Source organism: Nocardia kruczakiae NBRC 101016 (genome assembly GCF_001612965.1).
Classification (GTDB): Bacteria; Actinomycetota; Actinomycetes; order Mycobacteriales; family Mycobacteriaceae; genus Nocardia; species Nocardia kruczakiae.
In genome coordinates, this window is the sequence record NZ_BDBL01000021.1 from 19,390 (window position 1) to 42,073 (window position 22,684).

20 protein-coding genes and 1 tRNA gene are annotated in these 22,684 nt (G+C 65.3%); 10 read left to right on the forward strand and 11 right to left on the reverse strand.

Annotation, left to right across the window (positions count from 1 at the left end; genetic code table 11):
* Positions 1-4: 4 nt before the first annotated feature.
* Complete coding sequence (locus NK1_RS16060) at positions 5-2,122, reverse strand: MMPL family transporter (protein ID WP_063009487.1); 2,118 nt, start codon at positions 2,120-2,122, stop codon at positions 5-7.
* 98 nt (positions 2,123-2,220) lie between these two features.
* Here NK1_RS16060 and NK1_RS16065 point away from each other — a divergent pair, with 98 nt between their 5' ends.
* On the forward strand, positions 2,221-2,736 hold the full coding sequence (locus tag NK1_RS16065) for a MarR family winged helix-turn-helix transcriptional regulator (protein WP_063009489.1): 516 nt from the start codon (positions 2,221-2,223) through the stop codon (positions 2,734-2,736).
* An 11-nt stretch (positions 2,737-2,747) separates the two neighbouring features.
* Here the strand turns inward: NK1_RS16065 and NK1_RS16070 are convergent, their stop codons facing one another.
* From NK1_RS16070 to NK1_RS16080, 3 genes are all read right to left on the reverse strand, one after another.
* A complete protein-coding gene (locus NK1_RS16070) occupies positions 2,748-3,908 on the reverse strand; it encodes a DegT/DnrJ/EryC1/StrS family aminotransferase (RefSeq protein WP_063009491.1) in 1,161 nt (386 codons plus the stop codon).
* A 70-nt stretch (positions 3,909-3,978) separates the two neighbouring features.
* Complete coding sequence (locus tag NK1_RS16075) at positions 3,979-4,953, reverse strand: Gfo/Idh/MocA family protein (protein ID WP_084461028.1); 975 nt, start codon at positions 4,951-4,953, stop codon at positions 3,979-3,981.
* The gene (locus tag NK1_RS16080; protein ID WP_084461030.1) at positions 4,950-8,216 is read right to left on the reverse strand and encodes an AIR synthase related protein; all 3,267 of its coding nucleotides are present in this window, start codon (positions 8,214-8,216) and stop codon (positions 4,950-4,952) included. Before NK1_RS16080 ends, NK1_RS16075 begins: the two co-directional genes overlap by 4 nt.
* A 172-nt stretch (positions 8,217-8,388) precedes the next feature.
* Between NK1_RS16080 and NK1_RS16085 the strand changes: the two genes are divergently transcribed.
* Positions 8,389-8,835, forward strand: coding sequence for an NUDIX hydrolase (locus tag NK1_RS16085; RefSeq protein ID WP_063009497.1), 447 nt, complete (start codon positions 8,389-8,391; stop codon positions 8,833-8,835).
* 234 nt (positions 8,836-9,069) lie between these two features.
* Here NK1_RS16085 and NK1_RS33265 read toward each other — a convergent pair whose 3' ends face one another.
* Entirely contained in the window at positions 9,070-9,945 is an 876-nt protein-coding gene (locus tag NK1_RS33265) for an HIT family protein (protein WP_063906018.1), read from the reverse strand.
* 202 nt (positions 9,946-10,147) lie between these two features.
* Positions 10,148-10,501 carry a VOC family protein gene (locus tag NK1_RS16095; protein WP_245660567.1) on the reverse strand — a complete coding sequence of 118 codons (354 nt, stop codon included), beginning with the start codon at positions 10,499-10,501 and terminating at the stop codon, positions 10,148-10,150.
* Positions 10,502-10,757: 256 nt separating this feature from the next.
* On the opposite strand from NK1_RS16095, the gene NK1_RS16100 reads away from it, so the two are divergent.
* The 8 genes from NK1_RS16100 (at position 10,758) to NK1_RS16135 (ending at position 19,355) form a co-directional block, all read left to right on the forward strand.
* Entirely contained in the window at positions 10,758-11,954 is a 1,197-nt protein-coding gene (locus tag NK1_RS16100; RefSeq protein ID WP_063009546.1) for a PucR family transcriptional regulator, read from the forward strand.
* 174 nt (positions 11,955-12,128) lie between these two features.
* Positions 12,129-13,583 carry a dihydrolipoyl dehydrogenase gene (gene lpdA / locus NK1_RS16105; protein ID WP_063009500.1) on the forward strand — a complete coding sequence of 485 codons (1,455 nt, stop codon included), beginning with the start codon at positions 12,129-12,131 and terminating at the stop codon, positions 13,581-13,583.
* 11 nt (positions 13,584-13,594) lie between these two features.
* Positions 13,595-14,764: a pyruvate dehydrogenase (acetyl-transferring) E1 component subunit alpha gene (gene pdhA / locus NK1_RS16110; RefSeq protein ID WP_084461034.1), complete on the forward strand. Its 1,170-nt coding sequence runs from the start codon at positions 13,595-13,597 to the stop codon at positions 14,762-14,764.
* A gap of 18 nt (positions 14,765-14,782) precedes the next feature.
* Positions 14,783-15,766 carry an alpha-ketoacid dehydrogenase subunit beta gene (locus NK1_RS16115; protein ID WP_218023127.1) on the forward strand — a complete coding sequence of 328 codons (984 nt, stop codon included), beginning with the start codon at positions 14,783-14,785 and terminating at the stop codon, positions 15,764-15,766.
* A gap of 12 nt (positions 15,767-15,778) precedes the next feature.
* On the forward strand, positions 15,779-17,089 hold the full coding sequence (locus NK1_RS16120; protein ID WP_174552726.1) for a dihydrolipoamide acetyltransferase family protein: 1,311 nt from the start codon (positions 15,779-15,781) through the stop codon (positions 17,087-17,089).
* Positions 17,090-17,278: 189 nt separating this feature from the next.
* Positions 17,279-17,506 carry a hypothetical protein gene (locus NK1_RS16125; RefSeq protein ID WP_063009506.1) on the forward strand — a complete coding sequence of 76 codons (228 nt, stop codon included), beginning with the start codon at positions 17,279-17,281 and terminating at the stop codon, positions 17,504-17,506.
* Between the two features lie 184 nt (positions 17,507-17,690).
* Positions 17,691-18,527 (forward strand): helix-turn-helix transcriptional regulator, encoded by an 837-nt coding sequence (locus NK1_RS16130; RefSeq protein WP_063009508.1) that lies wholly within the window; start codon positions 17,691-17,693, stop codon positions 18,525-18,527.
* Between the two features lie 69 nt (positions 18,528-18,596).
* On the forward strand, positions 18,597-19,355 hold the full coding sequence (locus tag NK1_RS16135; protein ID WP_063009510.1) for a glucose 1-dehydrogenase: 759 nt from the start codon (positions 18,597-18,599) through the stop codon (positions 19,353-19,355).
* A 363-nt stretch (positions 19,356-19,718) separates the two neighbouring features.
* On the opposite strand, the gene NK1_RS16140 is transcribed toward NK1_RS16135, so the two are convergent.
* The 5 genes from NK1_RS16140 to NK1_RS16160 all read right to left on the reverse strand — a co-directional run bounded on the left by NK1_RS16140 (position 19,719) and on the right by NK1_RS16160 (position 22,486).
* On the reverse strand, positions 19,719-20,174 hold the full coding sequence (locus NK1_RS16140) for a Zn-ribbon domain-containing OB-fold protein (RefSeq protein ID WP_084461036.1): 456 nt from the start codon (positions 20,172-20,174) through the stop codon (positions 19,719-19,721).
* A 464-nt stretch (positions 20,175-20,638) separates the two neighbouring features.
* Positions 20,639-20,710: transfer RNA gene (locus NK1_RS16145), tRNA-Val, on the reverse strand.
* Between the two features lie 74 nt (positions 20,711-20,784).
* Entirely contained in the window at positions 20,785-21,249 is a 465-nt protein-coding gene (locus NK1_RS16150; protein WP_062999484.1) for a peroxiredoxin, read from the reverse strand.
* Between the two features lie 79 nt (positions 21,250-21,328).
* Positions 21,329-21,751 carry a DUF3052 domain-containing protein gene (locus NK1_RS16155; RefSeq protein ID WP_062999944.1) on the reverse strand — a complete coding sequence of 141 codons (423 nt, stop codon included), beginning with the start codon at positions 21,749-21,751 and terminating at the stop codon, positions 21,329-21,331.
* Between the two features lie 177 nt (positions 21,752-21,928).
* Positions 21,929-22,486: an Rv2240c family protein gene (locus NK1_RS16160; protein ID WP_036499805.1), complete on the reverse strand. Its 558-nt coding sequence runs from the start codon at positions 22,484-22,486 to the stop codon at positions 21,929-21,931.
* Positions 22,487-22,684: the final 198 nt, after the last annotated feature.

A 22,684-nucleotide genomic window follows, 5' to 3' on the forward strand; every position in this document is an offset into this window, starting at 1 on the left:
CGGCTCAACGGCTCTGTTCCGACGTCGACGCGCTCGCGGCGACCGACGAGGCCGGCGGTTCGGAATCGGCTGGCGTCGCATCCTGAATCCAGCGCCCCGGCCACCAGATTCTCGGACCGATCAGGGCGAACAGGGCGGGGATCACCAGGGTTCGGATGACGAAGGTGTCGAGCAGAATTCCGACGCCGACCACGATGCCCAGCTGGGTCAGCGTGATCAGGGGGAGGACGCCGAGGACGGCGAACACTGCCGCCAGCACGATTCCGGCGCTGGTGATCACCCCGCCCGTGGAGCCGACCGCGCGGACGATGCCGCCGGTCACGCCGTGGCCGGGCGTCTCCTCGCGCGCTCGTGTCACCAGGAAGATCGTGTAGTCGACACCGAGCGCCACCAGGAACAGGAAGGCGAACAGCGGCACGTTGGTGTCCAATGCCGGGAACCCGAAAACGTGAGTGCTGAGCAGGCTTCCGATCCCCAGCGCGGCCAGGGCACTGAGCACCGTGACCGCCACCAGCAGTATCGCGGCCGGCAGCGCCCGCAACAGCACCAGGAGCACCAGCAGGACGACCACCAGAATGAGCGGAATGATCACGTGCTGATCGCGCCGGGCCGCGTCCCGGGTGTCCATGGCGACGGCGTCGGAGCCGCCGACCAGCGCCTCGGCGCCGGGCACCGAGGACAGTGCGGTGCGCAGGCGACTCACATCGGCGAATGCCGCGTCGGAGGCAGGCGGCGCGTCCAGGATCACCGACCAGCGCGTCGACCCGTTGCCCGAAACGCCGGCGGGGGTCGCGCGCACGACACCCGGGGTGCCGTCGAGGACCGCCTGCACCTGCGGCGCGGTTTCGGTGTTCGCCAGCACGATCGCGGGATCGCTTGCGCCGGAGGAGAAATGCTCGCTCACCGCTCGCAGGCCGTCGACCGATTCCGCGTGCACGCGGAACTGCTCGGATTGCGCGAGACCGACATGAGCGAACGGCAGCGCGGCCGCACAGGCGGCCGCGACCACCAGAAAGACGCCGGCCACCGCGGCCGGTCGCCGTACGACCTTCTCCGCGACGGTATGCCAGGCGCCGGAGGTCGCGGTGTCATGACCGTCGACTCGAGGAACGAACGGCCAGAACACCTTTCGTCCACACAGGGCCAGCGCGGGGGGCAGCGCGACGAGGACGAAGACCGCAGCGATCACCAGCCCCAATGCGCCGAACGCGCCCAGGCCGCGGGTATTGGGCAGCAGCGCGAGCAGCAACATCAACAGGGCCAGCACCACCGTCAGATTGCTGGCGAGCACCGCCGGCCCGGCTCGCCGCGCGGCGATCCGCAGCGCGGCCCGATGGTCCTCGGTCCGATACAACTCGTCGCGATAGCGGGACACCAGCAGCAACGCATAGTTCGTGCCGGCCCCGAATACCAGCACGCTGGTGATTCCGGCGGTCGAACCGTCGAACGTCAGACCACTCACCTGGGCGAGCGCGTTTCCCGCCGCGGCGGCGACCCGGTCGGCGACCGCCACCACCGACAGCGGAATCAGCCACAGCACCGGGGAACGGTAGGTCGCAATCAGCAGCACCATCACCACGGCGGCGGTGACCGCGAGCAGCAGGGTGTTGGCGCCGGAGAAGGAGTCGGCGATATCGGCGCCGAAGGCCGGGCCGCCGGTGATTCGCACCTGTAGATCGGCGCGTGCGCCCGCCCGCGCGGCCGTGCGCAATTCGTCGATCCGGTCGGTCAGGGCGAAGCCGTTCAGCTCGGACGGAATCGGTGTCTGCCCGAGCGCGGCGCGCTGGTCGGGCGACAGCACGAGACCCGGCCCACTCGCACCGGAGCGAATCCGGGCCAGCGCCGCGTCGGCCTGCGCTCGGTCGCCGGGGGTGAGGACTTCGCCGTCGGCGCGGGTGACGATCAGGACCGCCGCGGCCGAATCCCCGCCGGGGAACTGCCGCAACAACCGCTGCACCTGCGCGGATTCGGCGTCGTCCGGCAACGAGTTCGGCGCCGAGCCACCCGACCCGCCCCCACCGGACAAACCGAGCACCGCGACGGCGGCGACCACCATCGCCACGAGGACGATCCACCCTTTCCGTCCGGAGACGATCTGCGCATATCGGTCCCATCCGCCCATCCTGGAACTATTTCAGAAACTGAAATAGTTTGCAAAGGGTTCGCCCCTCGTCCGATTACCCTGTGTGCACGCACACCGGCAGGAGAAGGGAGACAGAGGTGCCCGAGCGCTCGACCGACGCGGCGCCCACCGATCGCGACGAACTCGAGACGGCGATCGCCCGCGACATCCGCGCACTCAGCGCCGTCTCGGATCAGATCTCGCACCTCTTCGCCCATTCGAACGATCTGCGCCCCAACGACTTCCGCGCCCTCATGCATATCGCCACCGCCGACGCGGAAGGAACGCCCCTCACCGCCGGACGACTCGGGGCGCTGCTGGGCGTCTCCCCCGGCGCGATCACCTACCTGATCGAGCGCATGATCGAGTCGGGTCATATCGAACGCGAAGCCGACGACACCGACAAACGTCGCGTGCTACTGCACTACAGCGACCACGGCATGACCGTGGCCGCGGGCTTCTTCACCCCCATCGGCATGCGAACGAGAACCGCACTCGCCGACCTCCCCGACTCCGACCTGCAGGCCACGCATCGGGTCCTGACCGCGATCGTCAGCGCTCTCCGCGACCACAGCACGGCGATCACTTCCGACCGACCACACTCAGAACGATAGATCGCCTGCGTCTACGCTCGACCAGCGGCCAAGCCGCGTCCCACCTTGCGAATAGCCTCGGCGCAGATCGCAGTCTTCTCCAGAACCGAATCCTCGGACACGACCGAAGGGATGAAGAATTTTAGCGCCTGGCCGGTGATTCGTAGCGAGTTCGAAAAGCCATATCCGTTCTGCCCGAACCCTGCATCCTGGACCAGCGGGTAATGATGCATCGAACGCATCTGAAGGGGAACATCTGCAATCCGGATGTTCTCCGCACGGAGCGCAGCCACGAACTGTTCGCGTGCATAACCACATTCCGCCGGGTCGAACAAGGCCACCAGACTGTAGTACGAGTGCCTCGTCGAGCCGGTCGATCTGCTGAGGAGGCGCACTCCCGGCAATTCGTTCAAAGCGGCACAGATCATATCGGCCGGTTCCTGTCTGCCATCCACGAGCGCAGCAAGGTCATCCAACTGCGCGAGCGCCATCGCCAAAGCCAGTGGATGCGCACGGTACTTCAGACCGGTACCTGTGAATGCATACCTGGCATTGCCGGAGTCCGGCCGGATGTCCCGCAGAGCGCGCTGGTTGAAATGGCCGAGCAACAACGCGCGTTCGAAGATGTCCTCGTTATTCGTTGCCAGCACACCACCTTCGCCCGCGCACAAGGTCTTCTTCGCCTGCATGCTCCACGCGGCACCGTCTCCGAAAGAACCAACCACTCGCTCACCGATCCTGCTGTCGTAGGCGTGTGAACAGTCCTCGAACAACAACAGCCCGCGGTCGTCGCAAATTCGGCGCAGAGTCACTACGTCGGCCGGCTGACCCCACATGTGCGTAGCCACAACGGCCTTGGTCCGGACGGTACACGCGCTTTCGATCTGCGCCACATCGATGGTGCCGTTTGCAGTCGAGTCGACCAGCACCAAGCGCACCCCCAGGTGCAGCAATGGAGTGATGGTGGCAAAAAACCCGTAGTCGGAGCAGATGACCTCGTCACCAGCACCGAGCCGAGAACCGTAGTACAACGAATGCAACGCCGCCGTGCCGGAACACACAGCGAGCGTTCTCGTCTGCGACGAGTAGCCTGCAAAGGCATCCTCGAAACGACCGACAATGCCACTCCGGTCGTACAGCGAGGTAGCCTCGCGCAACTGCGTTGCGACAGCCGATGCGATGCGGTCCGTCATGACAGGCCACTGAAACCGGATCGGAGAAGGCGCCAGCGGTAAACCACCGTGAATCGCTAGCCGACTCGAATCACCTGTCATAGCAAGGTACCTCGCTCGCCGAGTCGGAATGGCGGTAGAGAGACTCGATGAGGGCGAGCACCGATTCCTGTTCATGCAATGCAGCGCGCCAGTTCCCCTGGCCCTTCAGGAAGCCCGCTTCTACGAGGTCTCGGATCTGCACGAGTACCGGATCACTCACAGCATGCACAGATGCTCGCTCCGGCACCACCGGTACGGAGCTCCAACGACCAGTGTCGGCGTCGGCACCATCCCGGACCAGTAATCGCCTTCTGGACTCCCGCTTCGACCACGCACCCAGAAGCAGTTGGACACGTATTCCTGCCGATGCGTACTCCAGTAAAACGCGCGCCTCTCGCTCGCACGCCCGTGACCCCGCACAGCGCGAATCGAGCAACGCATGGGCGATGGTGGGCGTACCCAGACATACGTTGATCAGATCAAGATAGTGGTAACCGAGGTCGATCAAAACTCCACCACCGCTGCGACTCCGGTCCGTGCGCCACCCGTGCACCCCGGGATCGAACGGAACTTTGACGTCGATCACAAATTCTGCGGGACCGTGCTGCGCGCCGAAGGCGTCCACTATCGCCACCCCGAACTCAGTGTTCCGCATCGACAACAACGGCGCCAAGGGCGTCTCGAAATCGGTTGCCGCACGACGTAGCAACGCCAGATCCGTCGCTTTGATCACCAATGGCTTCTCGATCAGCGTAGGAACCCCCGCGCGCAGCAGGGCTATTCCGATCGGCATGTGCGTGTCGTGCGGAGTAGCGACCACCGCTAGATCTGGGCGTACGACCCGAACTGCATCTGCAAGATCCTCGAATACCGGTACGTCCAAGGCGCTGCGTTGCAGACTCCATGCCCTGTGCCGCTCCTCCACAATCGCTACGACTGCCATGTCATGCGTAGCCGCCATCGCCGGATAGTACGTACCCAAGCCCCGTTTTCCTGCGCCGACGAGGAGGACACCGATGTTCATCGCTCTGCACTGCCCGCAGACTTGTTCATGATCTGGCGCGTTGCATCCCGAGCAAATTCAAGCCAGTCGCGAGCACGAAGTTCGTAGGGATGTGCGACGAACTTCTCGTCCGTGAAGAACGGAAGAATGTGAGCGCCGCCGTCGTTCGCGATGAGGCGAATTCCGTCATGTGACCATTCTCCTCGGGAAACTACTCGACCGATCACTGCGGCCGACGGATACTCGCCGGCGGATTTCGGAGCGGCGAGCGCTTCGAATTCTGCCGTCTTCTCGGGTTGCACCGTTACCAGTACTTCCCAATCGTGGCCGGCATTCATCGCGAACAGAAAAGGGGCGATGCCGAGTTCGGCAGCCAGCCGACGGACATCATCGTTGATCAAGCGATCCAGCCTGCTCACGTCGATCTCCAACCCGACGCCGGACGCCTCACCGACGAGCTGAGCACACGCCAGCAGACCGTCGCTGGTGTCGATGGCGGCCGTCGCGATATTTCGATTCGCGATCTGGCGCATGATATCGACGGCCAGACCGAGGTCGTTGAATTTCGCGTTGCGATCGACAAGCGGCCTGGTCGCTGCCTTCATCCGCTCGGAGAGATGAGGAAGCAACTCGTGCGCCCATCTGGTGCCCAACCCGTTTACTACTCCGTCCGCACCGGCGGAAAGGGTGAGAACCACTGCGTCACCCACTCGCGCGCCGGAGCGGCGCAGGGCTCCCCCACGCGGAATCTTGCCGACCACGGTGGTGGTGAGACTGTCGCCCGGACGTTCTTTGAGGTCGCCGCCGATCACCGCGGCACCGAACTTCGCGGCTTCCGTGGCGACCGCTTGGAGGAGAGCGCGGGTCCACGACGCTGCGGTGGTGCGCTGAAGGTGCAGATTGAGCAGAATTCCGAGCGGCTCTCCGCCCATCGCAATGATGTCGGAAAGCGAGCTGACGACGGCGAATCGGGCAGCGTAGTGAGCCGATTCCAGATCGCTGGTACGCAGCAGGGCGGGCGGAACAGAGTCGGTCGAGACTGCAAAGTCTTCGGTAGGACTCACCCGCAATATGGCGGCATCATCACCAACGCTCAACACGATGTTGTCGGAATTCATCCGGTGACGGCTGATGAGGCCGTGAGCGATCCAGTTATGTACGGAGAATTCACCGACTCCGGTCATCTCGATGTCATCATCTATTTGATTCGGCAGGACCATATTGTGAGTGAGGTGCGCCATCTCGGCACGAATTGCCGCCTGGGCTACCTTATGGTCGTTGTCACCTAGGGAGCCCAGCGTTTCATTGAGTAGCCGCATCGCTCCGTCGAGATCGCCGATATGCGCGAGACAGCGGGCGACGAGGCGGGCGGAATTGGCAGCTTCCGGCACCTTGCCGAGCCGGTTGAACTCGCGCTGGGCGAACTCGTAGCGGTCCATCGCCTCAGGAGAATTTCCGAGAGAATACTCCAGATCTCCCATCCCTGCAGTAACCCGGGCAATCATATAGTCGTGCCCACGCCGCTCCCCGACACGAAGCACTTTCCGCAGAGTCGGGCGCAGCATGCCCACCTGCGTATCACTGTGACTGGAGAAATCCATTTCGAGTCGCACAATCGATTCGAGAACACCCGCCAATCGAATCGGATTGTCGTATTGTTGTAGCTTTCTATAGCTGGATTGAAGAATATCCTTCGCAGATTCGTAGTCATGATCGATCGCGTAATTTACGCGAGCCAATTGGTACTCGATTACGCTTGTGAGGTACCCTGCGGACCGCATATTCACAGGACGGGTCTCGTCCAGCGCGCGATTGAGCACTCGCTGCGCGGAATCAAGGTTTCCTGCTCGCCGCTCCAGAGTGGCGAGCTCGCGCAGACAGTCCGCATGCAGCATCCTGCGCGCACCGGACGACGGTATCCGAGACTTCAGCAGTGCCGTATCTCGCAAGTCTTCGGAATAGTGGGCCGCGCGCTGGAGATGCTCCCGCGCCGAGGAATACCGTCCCTGTTCTTTGTGAATCATCCCCAAGAGCCGATGAGTACAGATGATCATCGGCCAATCGGAGGCTGCCAGGCATTTCGCCAGAATCGTTTCGCCTCGCCCGACAGCTCCATAGACTCGACCGAGTTCGAACTCCAGTGACAACAGATCCAAGCTGATCGCCAACGTAGCGGAGGTCTCTTGGCCGATCATTTCGGTCAGCGGTTCCGCGGTGAGCACTTCGAGCGCCGTTGTCCAGTCACCCACGAAACGCCGGACGGCCGCATAGGCCAGGACCGTAGCAAGGCGATGTTCATGCATCGGCGGCATTTCATAGACCGCGAATCGGTATGCCTCTTCGGCCGCCCTGGCCGCCGCCCGATCGAGGCAGAATTTGTCAGCGAGCAGGTGAAACGGAGTACCGTCGTTCAGCCTGAGGGAACGTTCGGTCAGGTCGGTGTCGACGGCGGCGTCGAACCGCCGTCTCGGTTGACGATGCTGAGGTCTACGGTGCCGCGCCGGCCCGCTCGTCACCGCACCGTTCAGTTCGAGTACCCGCGCCCCCGCCGGTGGCGGATGCCCGTTCGCCAACGTCAAATAGATCACCGACCGGCCCCGGGTCACCGCATTTCGCAGCACCTGAGCTATTTCCGGGCTTTCTCGCGCCGCCGACGTCCACAGGACGGCTAACGCGCCGTGTTCGCCACCCGCTGACCTGGCGACGCCGGCACTGTAATACTTGACGTCATCGATACCCAATTTCACCAATCGCTCGTGCGCTGTGTCGACGAGATGGCTGTCCTCCCAGTCGTACACAACGGTGAAATCGGCCGAGCTTATACTGTCGACCTGCACCTCGGCTTGTTGACGCTCCGGATATCGATAGTTTTCGCGAATAGCCGACACTAATTTGTCGAACGAGCTCGGTGTCATTTCGAGGCGAAAATAAGTCCGCCCCTTGATTACCCGGAGGAGATCTTTACCGGCATCTGTCTCGGGTTCCGGGTCGGCGCCGATCACAATCGGTATCAGGTTGCTGTCACGATTCGCCAGAGTTGTCGACACCTCGATTTCCGTAAAGTGCCGGTCGAGGTATTGAGAGGACACGAGGGCAAGAACCACGGTCGCACGATGCAGCGCTCTTCCGATGTTCACCATGACGGAACGACCGGGCTCGAACTCATCGTCCATGATCACATCGATGCCACGCGAGGTCAGTTCCGCGCGAACCGCCATAGCCCTACTCCGCTCCGATCCGGCGTAGCTGAGAAAGACCTGCGGCGCGGTGACCGTGTCGACCATTTATTTCCTCTCTGACGATTCTTCCTGTTCCATTGGCGAGCAATCATCGTAATGTGAGAAAGTCAACAGAATATAATCCGTACAGGCGCTTGCACCCTCGACCCGAATGGCCGGTAACCGATATCTGACGTAGAGTTATCGGCACACTTCGACGAGATGAGGTATCGAAAAGATGATCGATGACGGACTGCTGCACACTCTGACGACGCAGGCCGCCACCGAGGGCATACGACGATTGATCGTCGGCGCGGTGGTTCCTCGTGATGCCGACGTACTGCTTCTCAAACGTCCCGAAGACGACTTCATGGGCGGTATTTTCGAATTGCCCAGCGGCAAAGTTGAACAAGGCGAAAGCCTGACCGAAGCGCTTGCTCGTGAAGTTCGCGAGGAGAGCGGGCTGATCGTCACCGGCATTCGCGGATACCTGGGCAACTTCGATTACATATCGGGCAGCGGCAAGAAGAGCCGGCAGTTCAATTTCGCAGTGGACGTGGACCGGACGGAGCCTGTCGAGTTGTCTGAACATGACGCCTTCCTCTGGGCCGCACCGACCGGCGACCTACCGGTCACTGATTCCGTCGAGCGAATTATTCAGGCATACCGCCGGAAGTTCGGCTGATGCCGCGTATAACGATCTTCCGCGGGCGATCAACACCCCCAGCCGTAGACTCGAAATCCGGCACCCCCGACCCCCTACCGACCCTTGCTCGATGCGGCACTGTTACCGGCACATCTTACGCCACACCTGCTGAACTTGTTGGGGCGGCGAGCATTTGGCGTGCCACTTTCTCGGCCGGTGGCCTACCGCTCGCGCCACGGCCGGTCGCGCTGTCCGGTAGGTCGCGCTTGTCTCTCACCACACCCAGGCATAGAGCACTGCGATAACAAGCCCGGTCATCACCAACGGCAAGTAGACCGGTGCGACGGACCAAGATTTCCAGTCACGTAGGTCGGGCCAGTAGTTGCGCCGCTGTCTATTGTGCCCGGCCACTGCTGGATTCATCGAGAACGCGGGGACAGGGCCGTCGCCGGCAACTTCGTCGTATAGCTGACGAAATGCGCGTTCCTCTTTGAGGTAGTTGGCGTCCAGGAGCGCGAAAACCATGACAGCGACAACTCCGAGCAACGCGATCCCCGGCGCGTTCTTCGTGATGGCATAACCGTACGTTGCGGTCACGATAGGTAGGAGCCACGCCTTGGCCGTGGAGGACGCCTGCGCCAGTCGCGCGACGACTGACTGGACGAATACCAGATGTTGCCGACGGTCCTCTGCGGACGTGGTCGAGGTGCCTCCGGAAAGGGCTGCGGTGATCTTCCTTGCGGCACTCGCTATATCGGCACTGGTCTCCTCGGTGCCGGCAGGCCAGAACTCGGTCATCCGATCGTTCTCCCACCGGGGGACCACATGGACGTGCACGTGTTCGACTGTCTGCGCCGCGGCATGCCCGTTGGACTGGATGATGTTGAGCCCTTCAGGAGCCACCGCGGTGCGAATCGCTCCTGCTACTTTGATCGTGACCAACGACAACGATGTGAGGTCTGAATCGGTTAGTTCCCACACGTGTCGAACATGCCTCGTCGGCACCACCAGAGTGTGACCATGTGTGGCCGGCTCCCGCGGGAAGAACGCGACGGCGTTCGCATCGCGGTAGATCTCACGAGCCGACGGGTCTTCCCCAGCGACAATGACACAAAAGGGGCACGCAGCATCCGTCACAGTCGAACGCACCCGCGGTCAGTCCGATTTTCGGTCACGCCTCGATCCTCCCTGTCGAATCTGATGGCGATCAGACTACGGTCAATCGCCGCCGCGTTCAGAAGTACTCGACCACCGAAATGCGAAAGTCCCTCTCGCGCGGTCGGTTGCGCCGGCCGAGACGGCGCCACGATGGCTTCCCAACCCGACACGCCACCACCTTCGACCCGATGAATCAGCCGGCCAGGAATTCCAGGCGATTGCCCACCGGATCGGTAGTGTGGAAGCGGCGACGACCGGGGATTTCGGCCGGATCCGCCCATCGAACCTCATATCCGGCCGCCGTGACCGCGTCCGCCGTCGCGTCCACGTCGACGACGAAGGCCGGATGGGCTTTGCGCGCGGGTTGGAAGGGCTCCTCCACACCTACGTGGAGTTCACCGTCCGGGCCGCCCACGCCCGGAACCAGGAACCAACAGCCGCCACGGACTGCGAGCAACGGGGGTTTGGCAAGTTCCGTCCAGCCGAGCACACCGGTGAAGAAGGCCCGCATGCGGGCTTCGGCGCCGGGCGGACAGGCAATTTGCACGTGGTGAATCACTGCGCCTCCTGACATCCCCTGCAGGACAAGAATAGTCGGGCGCTGAACTGCGAGCACTTCACCGCCGGCCGGAGCGCGGAAACCGAAAACGAGCAGGTCCAGTCATGGCGCCGATATACCCCCCGCCGGGCACCGCCAAGCGGTCACGAAGGCTGGTGCTACCTCACACCGAGCTGCCGAAACCGTCACCGTGCCGACCCGCCGGCGTTCTCTGCGCAGCCCCGCTCGACGTACTGTGGCCGTCGTGGCGCCCGCAGAAATCTCCGAACCCGTGCCCGACTCAGCGGAGTTGGCGAGGGCGTGCGGGAGCGATATCGCCGAGCTCACCGCCCGGCTCATGGCGGCGGTGTTCACCGACAATCCGGAGTGGACCGACTATTCGGCGGTGAGCAGAGCGGATTTGCAGGAGGGATGCCGGCGGTTCCTGACGCGGGTGCTGGAGTTGCTCGCGGCGAAGGGTGTCGGCGCCGAGCGCGACGATGTGGCCGCCGCGATCGGCCGGCAGCGCGCCGCGCAGGGTGTTCCGCTCGAGGCCATGCAGCGCACCTTCCGCCTGGGCGGGCGCATCGTGTGGGAAGCGCTGATGGATCGTGCCGGCGATATGTCACCTGCCGATTTCCGTGAGATCGGGACCGCGATGTGGGCGGTTGTCGACGGGATGTCCTCGGCGCTGGTGACCTCCTATCGCGGTGCCGAACTCGACCGGGTCCGACGCGACGAGCGCCGCCGTCACGCCCTGATCGAAGATGTCCTCTCCGGGCGTGGCCGCGACGCCGCCTTCGCGGCGTACGCGGCGCGCGAACTCGACCTTCCCGCCGGCGGTGACTACCTGGTGGTCGTCGCTCGCGGGGAGCAGCCGCTGCGGCTGGGCACCGAAAGCGCGTTGGCGGCCATGGGGATTCGTTCGGTCCGCCACGATCGGGGTGACCACACGGTCGGCATCGTCGCACTGGAACAGCATTCGCCGCAGCAGGTGGCGGAGCTGCTGGGTCCGCTCGTGCTCGGACGCGCAGGGCTGTCCCCGGCGGTCGACGGGTTGGCCGAGATCGACGTCGCCCACGCACTCGCCACGCTCGCACTCGATACCGTGCCGCGAGACCGCGAACCCACTCTCACGCTCCTGGACGATCGCTACCCGGAGGCAGTGCTGGTGCGCGCGCCCGATCTGGCGCAGCGACTGGTCCAGCGGTGCTTGGGTCCGATTCTGGCGCTGCCCGCCAGAGAGCGCGACATCCTGCTGCGCACGCTGCGGGTCTGGCTGGCCCAGAACTGCTCGGCCGCCCACGCCGCTCCACTGTTGCACTGCCATCGCAACACCGTCATCAACCGGCTCCAGCGTGCGGCGACGCTGCTCGGGCGTCCACTGGAAGACCAGCGCCACCAATTCGAACTCGCCCTCGCGCTCACCGCCCGCGACCTGCTCGAACGCCCCACCGACTGAATATTTCGCGCGGCGCAGCCGCAAGCGGGATTGGGCGCAGCGCCCAATTCACGGGCGCAAAACCTGGGCTTGCCGGGAATTGTCCGGCGTCCGTGCGCGGATAAGACTCCACACCTGATGGCCCACACCGCAACCGGATTCGGGTCACGCGATTCAGGACGAGGAGCACCACAAGTGCCGGAATTCGATCTCTTGATCATCGGCGGCGGGCCGGGCGGGTACGTGGCGGCGATCCGCGCGGCCCAGCGCGGCCTGCACGTCGCCGTGGTGGAGAAGGAACGCCCGGGCGGGGTGTGCCTGAACTGGGGCTGCATCCCCACCAAGGCCATGCTGCGCTCGGCGGAGGTATTCGAAACACTGAGCGCAGCAGCGGATTTCGGTGTGCAGGCCGAGAACGTGCGGTTCGACTTCGCGGCCGTCCGCCGGCGCAAAGACGAGATCGTCGGCAAACTCACCGGAGGCGTGGCCGGGCTCCTGCGGGCCAACGGCGTCACCGTGATCGAGGGGCATGCCCGTTTCACCGGACCGACCACGGTCGAGGTATTCGAGCCGGGTCCCTCGCCGGTCTTCGCGGACGGTCCGCGCTACGCGGCCGCCCCGACCGGCACCCCGACGCGAACCGTGACGGCCACCGATGTGATCGTCGCGACCGGGTCCGTGCCCGCGGCCCTGCCCGTGCCGGGCGCCGACCTGCCCGGCGTGATCACCTCCGACGGCGCGTTCGGGTTGACCGAGGTGCCGCGTCGGCTGGTCGTCATCGGCGGCAGCGCGGTCGGCGTCGAATGGGCCGGCCTGTTCGCCGCCTTCGGCGCCGACGTGACCGTCGTGGAGATGCAGGACCGGCTGGTTCCCGCGGAGGACACCGAGATCGGCGCCGCGCTGGGCCGCTCGTTCACCGAGCGCGGCATCACCGTCCTGACCGGCTGCACTGTCACCGGCATCGACCGGACCGGCGACGCGCTGGAGGTCGGCGTGAACGGCGCGACGACTCGGAAGGTCGCGGCCGACGTCGTGCTCGTCGGTGTGGGACGACGGCCGAACACCGCCGATCTCGACCTGAAATACGCCGGAATCGACACCGACGCACGAGGTTTCATTCCGGTCGACGACCGGCTGCGGACCACGGTCGAGCACGTCTACGCCATCGGCGATGTCACCGGCAAGGCGCTGCTGGCCCACGTGGCCTCCCATCAGGGGCTCACTGCCGCCGACGTCATCGCCGGTCACGACGCCCACATCGACTACACCGTCATCCCCGCGGCGACGTTCACCCATCCGGAGATCGCGAGCGTCGGCCTGACCGAGCACGCGGCTCGCGCCGGCGGCCACGAGGTGATCACCGCGAAATTCCCGTTCGCCGCACTCGGGCGCGCCGAAGCGCTCGGCGAGACCCAGGGCTTCTACAAGATCGTGGCCGGGGCACGCCATCGGGAAGTGCTCGGCGTGCACATCATCGGCCCTTCCGCGAGCGACCTGATCGCCGAAGGGGCACTGGCGATATCGCTCGAAGCGACGCTCGACGAACTCGCCGACACCATCCACGCCCACCCCACCCTCGGCGAGATCGGTATGGAGGCAGCCCTGACCGGGCTCGGCCTGCCGATCCACATCGCGCCGCGTTCACGTTGAGGAGCACCACCGTGACTACCACAACCCCGCAGAAGGCCACGCGCACCTCGACCCGGCGCGCGCCGAAACGACCGGCCGCGACCACCGAGCCGGCCGGGACGGTATCGAGCGAATCTCTGCTCGCCGACCGAACCGCCTCCCAGACAGCATCATTCGATACCCGGGTGGCGGCCGAGGACCCCGGCACGCTGCGGAAGCTGTATCGCGACATGCTGTTCGTGCGCCGATTCGAGGAGCGCACCGCGCAGAGCTATCAGCAGGCCGAGATCGGCGGCTACTGCCACCTCAACCTCGGCGAAGAGGCCACAGTCGTCGGTCTCGGCGCGGCGATGCGGCCCACCGACTACCTGTTCACCAACTACCGCGAACACGGCTACGCCCTCGCCAAGGGCATCGAACCCGGCCGCGTCATGGCCGAACTGTACGGCCGCTCCACCGGCACCTCCAAAGGGTGGGGCGGATCGATGCACATGTACGACACCCAGACCCGGCTGCTCGGCGGCTACGCCATCGTCGGCGGCCAGGTCCCCCTCGCCGTCGGCGCGGCACTGGCGATCGACTACCGCGGCGGCGACGACGTCGTCGTCTGCCAAATGGGTGAGGGCACAACCAATATCGGTGCCTTCCACGAATCGCTGAACCTGGCCGCGCTGTGGAATCTGCCGATCGTGTTCCTGGTGGTCAACAACCAGACCGGCATGGGCACCACCGTCGAGAAGTCCTCCGCCGAACCCGATCTGTGGAAACGCGCCGCCGCCTACCGCATGCGCGGCGAACGCGTCGACGGCACCGATGTCCTCGCCGTCCGCGATACCGCCGAACAGCTCATCGACACCGCACGCCGGGAGGGAAAACCGGCCCTGCTGGAGGCGGTCAGCCACCGCTTGAAAGGGCATTCGGTGGTCGATCCCGCGAAATACCGCACCGAGGAAACGGCCACGGCGGCGCGATCCCATGACCCGATCGCGATCTGGAAGAGCGCGCTGCTGAAAGCCGGTGTGCTCAGCGAGGATTCGGCCACCGCCCTGGACGCGGAAATCATCGCCGAGGTCGCCGTCGCCGTCGAGTTCGCCGACACCAGCCCGCATCCGCAGCCGTCGAGTCTGTTCGACTACACCTACGCCACCCCGGTGCCCGGTGATTCCCGCCGCCTGCCCGCCGACCCGCTCTTCACCGCCTGAGGATCACCCGTGCCTGTCATGACCTACCGCGAAGCGCTGCGCGAGACCCTGCGCGAGGAAATGCGCCGCGACGACGACATCTTCCTCATCGGTGAGGAGATCGGCGTCTTCGAAGGCTCCTACAAGATCACCGCCGGACTGCTGAACGAATTCGGCGACAAGCGAGTTCGCGACACCCCGATCGCGGAGGAAGGGTTCGTCGGCGCGGCCATCGGCGCCGCCATGCTGGGGTTGCGCCCGGTCGTGGAGATCATGACGATCAACTTCTCACTGCTGGCACTGGATCAGATCGTCAATCACGCCGCCAAGATCTACGGCATGTTCGGCGGGCAGACCAGCGTGCCGATGGTTATCCGCACACCCGGCGGCGGCGGACAACAACTGGGCGCGACCCACTCCCAGAACATCGAGCTGTACTACGCGTTCGTGCCCGGACTCAAAGTCGTCGCACCCAGCACTCCCGCCGACGCCCGCGCTCTGCTCAAAGCCGCCATCGACGACGACGATCCGGTGCTGTTTCTGGAGAACCTGTCGCTCTACAACACCAAAGGCGACGTGCCGGACGATCTTCCGCCCGCGCAGATCGGTAAGGCCGCCGTCACCCGCGAAGGCACCGACATCACGCTGATCGGCTACTCGCGCATGGCCACGGTGTGCACCCAGGTCGCGGAACGGCTTGCCGCCGAGGGCATTTCCGCCGAGGTGATCGACCTGCGCAGCCTGCGCCCGCTCGACCGCGACACTCTCGTCCGCTCGGTCCGCGGCACCGGATGCGCGGTCATCGGCGAGGACGACTGGCTCACCTACGGTATCGGCGCCGAAATCGCGGCCTCGATCTCCGAGGGCGCATTCGACTATCTCGATGCCCCCGTACGCCGCGTCGCCATGGCCGAAGTGCCGCTCCCCTACGCCAAGCCGCTGGAGAAGCTGGCCCTGCCGTCCGTCGAATCGCTCTACACCGCCGCCGTCGAAACCCTTGCGGCCGTGGGCAAGCGACGCTGAGAGGAAAGATCGTTGTCCGACATCACCATGCCCCGCCTCTCCGACACCATGGAAGACGGCGTCGTCGCCACCTGGCTCAAACAGGTCGGCGACACCGTCACCCGCGGCGAGGTACTCGCCGAAATCGAAACCGACAAGGCCCTGATGGAACTCGAGGCCTACGACGACGGCATCCTCGAACGCATCATCGCCGCACCCGGAACCCGCGTGCCGATCGGCGAACCCATCGCCATACTCGGCGACGGCAGTGGGACCACTGCGCCATCCGCACCGCCGTCGACTGTTCAGCAGACCGAGACGGCATCGGCACGGCAGCACACCGAACAGCCGCAGGAGCCGGCCGACATCGCATCGGCACGACGGCAGATCGCCCAACAGCCCGGCCCTGCCGACGCGGCGACGGCAGGGTCCGCTGCGCCCTCCGCTTCAGACGCCGTCCGTCGCAAATCCTCGCCGTTGGCGCGCAAGATCGCGCAGGAACTCGGTGTCGACATCACGACCGTCACCGGAACCGGCCCCGGCGGCCGCATCACCCGACTCGACGTCGAAAACGCCCATGCGGCAAGCACTTCCGACATCGCGCAAACGACCGCCGCGCCGGAACATACGGAACCGGGCGCCCCGGCAACCGCCGACTACGACGAAATACCGCTGACCACCATCCAGCGCGTGTCCGCCACTCGCCTGACCGAGAGCAAACAGCAGGCACCGCACATCTACCTGACCAGCGCCATCGACGTCACCGAACTCCTCGCCTTCCGCGTCCGGATCAACGAGACACTCGCCGACACCGGAACCGGGAAGGTCAGCGTCAACGATCTGCTCGTCAAAGCCGTCGCCACGGCACTGCGCGCCAACCCCGCGGTCAACGTCTCCTTCGCCGGTGACACCCTGCGCCGCCACCACGGTATTCACCTCGGCGTCGCCGTCGCCACCCCCGCCGGCCTGCTCGTCCCGGTCATCCGCGACGCCGACCGCAAAACGGTGTCGGCCATCGCCGCCGAAAGCCGAGACAAGGCCGAACGCGCACGCGACCGCAAACTCCGCGCCGAGGAGATGACCGGCGGCACCTTCACCCTCTCCAATCTCGGCATGTACGGCATCGAGCATTTCACCGCCGTCATCAATCCGCCCGAGGCCGCCATACTCGCGATCGGCGCCGCCACCGACGGACTGCGACTCGACGGTGACGCGGTCGTGAGCCGAAAGGTCCTGCGCGTCACCATGTCCGCCGACCACCGCGCTATCGACGGAGCCGTCGCCGCGCAATTCCTCGCCCAACTGAAGGACCTGATCGAGCACCCGCTGCGGATCGTGACCTAGCGTCACGACGATGTTCGCGGGCCCCGAGAGTTCCGGAAAATGATCTGACATGCGTTCGAACCGTTGAGTCGGCCGCGGGAACGGCGTTCAATCGAAGGGACGGTCCACGTAACGAGTCGGGGCACGAGAATCCTGTGGATCGCGTGCGCGCAGCGCGCTATACGGAGAGTGATCGACATGATGGGGACAATGCATCGAACCGCGGCGCGAGTGCTCATGGTGACCGCCATCGCGGTCGCGCCGATACTGCCTGCCGCGCCGGCTCTGGCGGAACAGCCGGCCGGAGCACCGGCGGTTCAGGTGGCCCACGACACCGGCTGGTACGGAAATCCCTGCAATTGGGGCTTCAACTGGCTGTATCCGCAGTGCTGGTTCGGCTGGGGTAACTACGACGGTTTCCACGGCTGGCTGTGGTAGGCCGTTAGCCGCGGGGAGGGACAGGCCGGTCGCCGCTCGCGTGGCGACAGACGCTGTTGCGGCACAGCACATTTCCCGGACGTCGTCGTCAGCTCCGCGGCGCGTATGTCTTCGGATAATGCGAAACGTCGACATGTGCACTGCGGGGCCGCCGCCGAGTCGGAGTGCGTTGTTACTGTTTCTCATGACCAACGACGCGCACCGGCGTAGGGAACAGCTGCGCGAATTCCTCCGCAGTCGCCGAGAGCGGCTCACCCCCGCCGAGGTCGGGCTCGCGCCGGCCGGGCGGCGCCGCACACCGGGACTGCGGCGTGAGGAGGTCGCGCAGCTCGCCGGGGTCGGCGTGTCCTGGTACACCTGGCTCGAGCAGGGGCGCGATATCAAGGTGTCGGCCGACGTGCTCGACGCGGTCGCGATCGCACTGCGATTGACCGAATGGGAGCGGGCCCACCTGTATGTACTGTCAGGGATGAATCCGCCTCGGGCCGTGGGGAATCGGGACGCGCGGGTCACCGAGGAACTGCGGCATCTGCTGACGGTATGGGCGCCCCGGCCCGCGGTGCTGCGTGACCGCTACTGGAACATCCTGGCCGTCAACGACGGGGCGCGCACGGCCTTCGGCTACGACTGCGACGACTACAACTGCCTCGTCTCGTTTTTCACCAACGCGAGCTACCGGGAGATGCATCTGCACTGGACCGCCGCCGCACCGGCGGTCGTCGCCGCCTATCGTGCCGATGCGGCGCAGGGCGATCCCGAATTCGACCGGGTGATCACCGAACTCTCCACGATCAGTACCGAATTCGCCGAATTGTGGGCACGGCACGACGTGGGCGCCCCGACGCAGGCGGTACACGCGGTGCGCCATCCGGACGCGGGCGACCTGTACTTCGACACCACCACGCTGATCGTCGCGGACCATCCCGATCTGCATCTGGTGCTGTACAACCCGCGGCCGGGCACCGAGACCGAGCAGCGCCTGGGCCTGCTGACGCCGGAACGGTCGGCCGCACCCGCATAGCCTGGTGGTCGTGATCCCACGTTGACCTCGCACTGGCTGTCCCGGGCGATCCTCGGCAGGCTTTTCGCCATGGCACACAACAGATTCGACGGCAAGACCACACTGATCACCGGCGGTACGAGCGGTATGGGACTGGCCACCGCGCGGCGGTTGCGCGACGAGGGCGCGCGGGTGATCGTCACCGGACGCGACCCGGCACGACTGGCCGCGGCGGCCGATGAACTCGGACCGGAGGCGCTCGCGATCGCCGCCGATACGACCGATCTCGCCGCTCTCGACGCCCTGTTCGACATCATCCAGACCAGGTACGGCAGGTTGGACGTGCTCTTCGTGAATGCCGGCATCGGATTCTTCCCGCCGACCGACGCGGTGACCGAGGCCGACTTCGACCGGGTGGTCGGCGTCAACGTCAAAGGGGTCTTCTTCACGATCCAGAAGGCGATTCCGCTGCTGTCCGCCGGCGCGGCTGTCGTGATCAACGCCTCGTGGGCACTGCACCGCGGCATGCCGTTCGGCTCGCTGTACTCCGCGACCAAGGCCGCCGCGCACAATCTCGCGCGCACGCTCGCAGCGGAATTGGGCGGCAAGGGAATTCGGGTCAACTCGGTGAGCCCGGGATATATCGACACCCCCGCGCTGCGGTCCGAACTGCCCGCGGCCGCGCAGAGCGCTGTGGCCGGCGATATCGTCGCCGGACGGATCGGCTCGGCCGAAGACGTCGCCGATGCGGTGGCATTCCTCGCCTCGCACGAGGCGTCCTACATCACCGGCCAGGACCTGCTCGTCGACGGAGGCCTGGTGGGCCTGGTTCCGGGTGCGGCAACCTGACCGCTGCTGACTTCACGAAGCTCGATCGCCGTTCACAAAGTCCGGCAGGAGGGCGGGGTCACGACTGGGATTCCATGCGTAGTCCAGTGCTGCCAGCAGATGCTGCTTCAGCCCTCTCGTCTCCCTGTTGTCCGTACGGCCGGGAGCCAGCGCCGCCTGCAACATCTGCAGGAACCGTCGTCTGGCGACGCCGAAACGCACCAGCAACTCGCTGGAGTCGGCACCGCCGAACGGCGCCCACTGAATGGCGAATACGACTATCGAGCGCGCATGCGGATCGAGATAGCCGTCTCTCTCGAGAAGCCGGCATTGCAGCAGCGAGGTCCGGACCCATGCCTGGCTGTAGCACCGCGCGACCCCAGGTCACCGCGACGCATGGACTCGGCCGTCGGAGCCGGAGGAAGTCACCGATTCGCGGCGGCACTGCCGGTGCCGGCGATCGGCACACACCACGAAGACCGGAAACCTGCCGTCCCGCGAACGCGGCTGGAAATGCACACGCACCGGCCGATCCGCAAGCAACGGCACCTCCCCCTCCAGCGAGGTGTAGACCCACGGGCCCTCGTCGAGTTCGACGATCGCGACCGTCGACTGAGCCAGCACACCACCCGCACCGGCACGTTCCACCACCCGCCAGGACACGATCGAACCCGCACCCGACGACGGCACCCGTTCCAGGACATCCGACGCACACGAGGAACACCCCGCCGTCAGCGGCGCATACAACTTGTCACATTTCGCGCATCGCCGGATCATCAAGACCTCTTCCGAGGTCCTCGTGCCGCTATGAGACCTGTTTTGAAGCTTGGGTGCAGACATCGAATCCTCCGCAACGTGGCCGACAGAACGCACTCCAGCCTCGTCACCGACGGGCACCACCGCGACGGTAGAACTACCCCTGCGTATACCTATTTCTCGGCAGTCGGCCTGCCGAGTGACACCGCGTCCCCCCGCCTCACCGGCCCCTCCGCGACGCCCGACGCGCCCTCCACAAACGCGGCCTCACATGCTCCCCGCAGGCAGAACCTGAAGGACCCGCACGGATTCAGCCCGATGCACTTACCACTTCCACTCCGTGGATCCGTGCCGCCTTCTGCATCCCGTCGTTCGCGGATAGCGGCTATCCTCACCGCATCGTCTCCAGCCACGCACCAGAGTCTTCGATCCGGACCGCGGACCAGATCGCCGCGCCTCGAGAAGCAAGGCGCTCGATGACGTTCGAGATACCGCCGGTAGAGCATGAAAAAGCCTCTGACCTGAGGTGTCAGATCAGAGGCCGGTAATGGGCGCAGAGGGGTTCGAACCCCCGACCGCTGGTGTGTAAAACCAGTGCTCTACCACTGAGCTATACGCCCGGACTTCACCGGCCGGGCGGCGGTGAAGATGGTGTGCTGCGCGGGGCCGGGTGTCCGGGTCCGTGCGCGGCGGTTCATGAATCTAGTGCAGTGAGCGCTTTCTCCCAAGCCGCCTGGTCACGGGGCTCTCCGGGGCCGTTCATTTCGGCGAACCGGATGATTCCGTCCTTGTCCACGACGAAGGTGCCGCGGTTGGGGAAGCCGGTTTTGTCGTTGAAGACACCGTAGGCCTGGGTGACGGCGCCGTGCGGCCAGAAGTCCGACAGCAGCGGGAAGGTGTAGCCCTGCTCGGCCGCCCAGATCTTGTGGGTGGGCGGGGGTCCGACGGAGATGGCGAGGATCTCGGCGTTGTCGTTCTGGAACTTGGGCAGTTCGTCGCGCACCTTGCACAGCTCACCCTGGCAGATGCCGGTGAACGCCAATGGGTAGAACACGATCAGGACGTTCTTGTGGCCCCGGTAATCGGCGAGGCTCACATCCTGGTTGTTCTGATCCTTCAGCGTGAAATCCGGTGCGGCCGTACCCACTTCGAGCGGCATGCGCAGTCCTCCTGTCTTCGACGGCGGGCTGTTCCGGTACTCGGCGGCCGCCCGTGCGAAACAATAGTCACGCGGTGGGTCAGCGCTGCTTCGAGGGCGTCTTGGGCTGCATCAGCTTGGTGCCGGTCCAGGTGCCGAGGCTGACCGGTGTGGTCGACGTCAACCCCGCGGTGGGGGCGGATTCGGCGATCTCGCTGGGATCGACATGCCCGGGCCGGCCGGTCTTGGGGGTGAGCACCCACACGACACCGTCCTCGGCGAGCGGACCGATGGCATCCATCAGTTCGTCGACCAGGTCGCCGTCTCCGTCGCGCCACCACAGCAGTACGACGTCGATCACCTCGTCGGTGTCCTCGTCGAGTAGTTCGGAGCCGATGGCATCCTCGACAGACGCCCTCAACTCGTCTGCGGTGTCCTCGTCCCAGCCCAACTCCTGAACCGCCATGCCGTGGGCAATGCCAAGCTTCTGAGCGTAGTTCTGCGCGTCCGCCGCGGCGACCACGGTGGTGTCCTCCTCAACTCCCGACAACAGATAGTTGCAAGCGAACATGGTTATCGGCCGCAACGCAAGCCGATCCGCTCAAATAACCTCCGAAATGTCGCGGATGCATGCCCCGGGACGAAGCGTGCAGAGGCGGTTCGCAACGCCCTGAGCGGCCCCGGGACATCCGTTTCCCGGCTATCGCGCCGGGCATGCGGTACGCACCGCGTTCAGCGCGTCGTTGACTCGCTTACTGGCGTCGTTGAGCGTGCCGACGGGTGCGGTGTAGGTCATCTTGCGGGATTCGCCGGCCAGTCCGCGGGCGGCGTTCACATAGTCGGTGAACTTCTGCGCGAGATCCGCGGGTAACGCGTCGCCGGCGGCGGTGACCCGTCCCTCCACCGTCCGCGCGGCGTCCTCGAGGGTCTGGGCGGCGGCATCGCGCTTGGCGTCCTGGTCGGGGGCGTTCGCATCGTGCGCGTCGACGAAGTCGTTGTACTTCGTCACCGCGGCGCCGGTGGTCTCACGGAACGGTGTGCAGTTGTCGGCGACGGCTTTCGTCTGCGCGGCAGCCTTTTTCGACGAGGTGGCCGCGGCCGAGGACGACGCCATCTCGGTGCGGAACGCGGCCGCGTCCGCCTGGTTCACCGTCGCGGTACCGTGGACAGCGGTAGAGCATCCTGCCACCACCAGTCCGGTGCCGACCGCCAAGGTCGCGCACATCAGTCCGAACCCACGTGGGTTCAGCAGTTTCATCGTCCTCCCCGCTTCTCGAGCAGTCGAAAGAGTGTCCTGTGGCGAGCTTCGCTGCAACGAGCGTCACAGCCTAGCGAACGGTACTGGATTTACGGCTGACATGATGACCTGGGACGCATCATCGACAAGGATGTGAGGTGCGCCCCAAACCGTGAGCGACGGACGGCCCGCACACCAGCGGTGCTGCCCGGGGTTAGA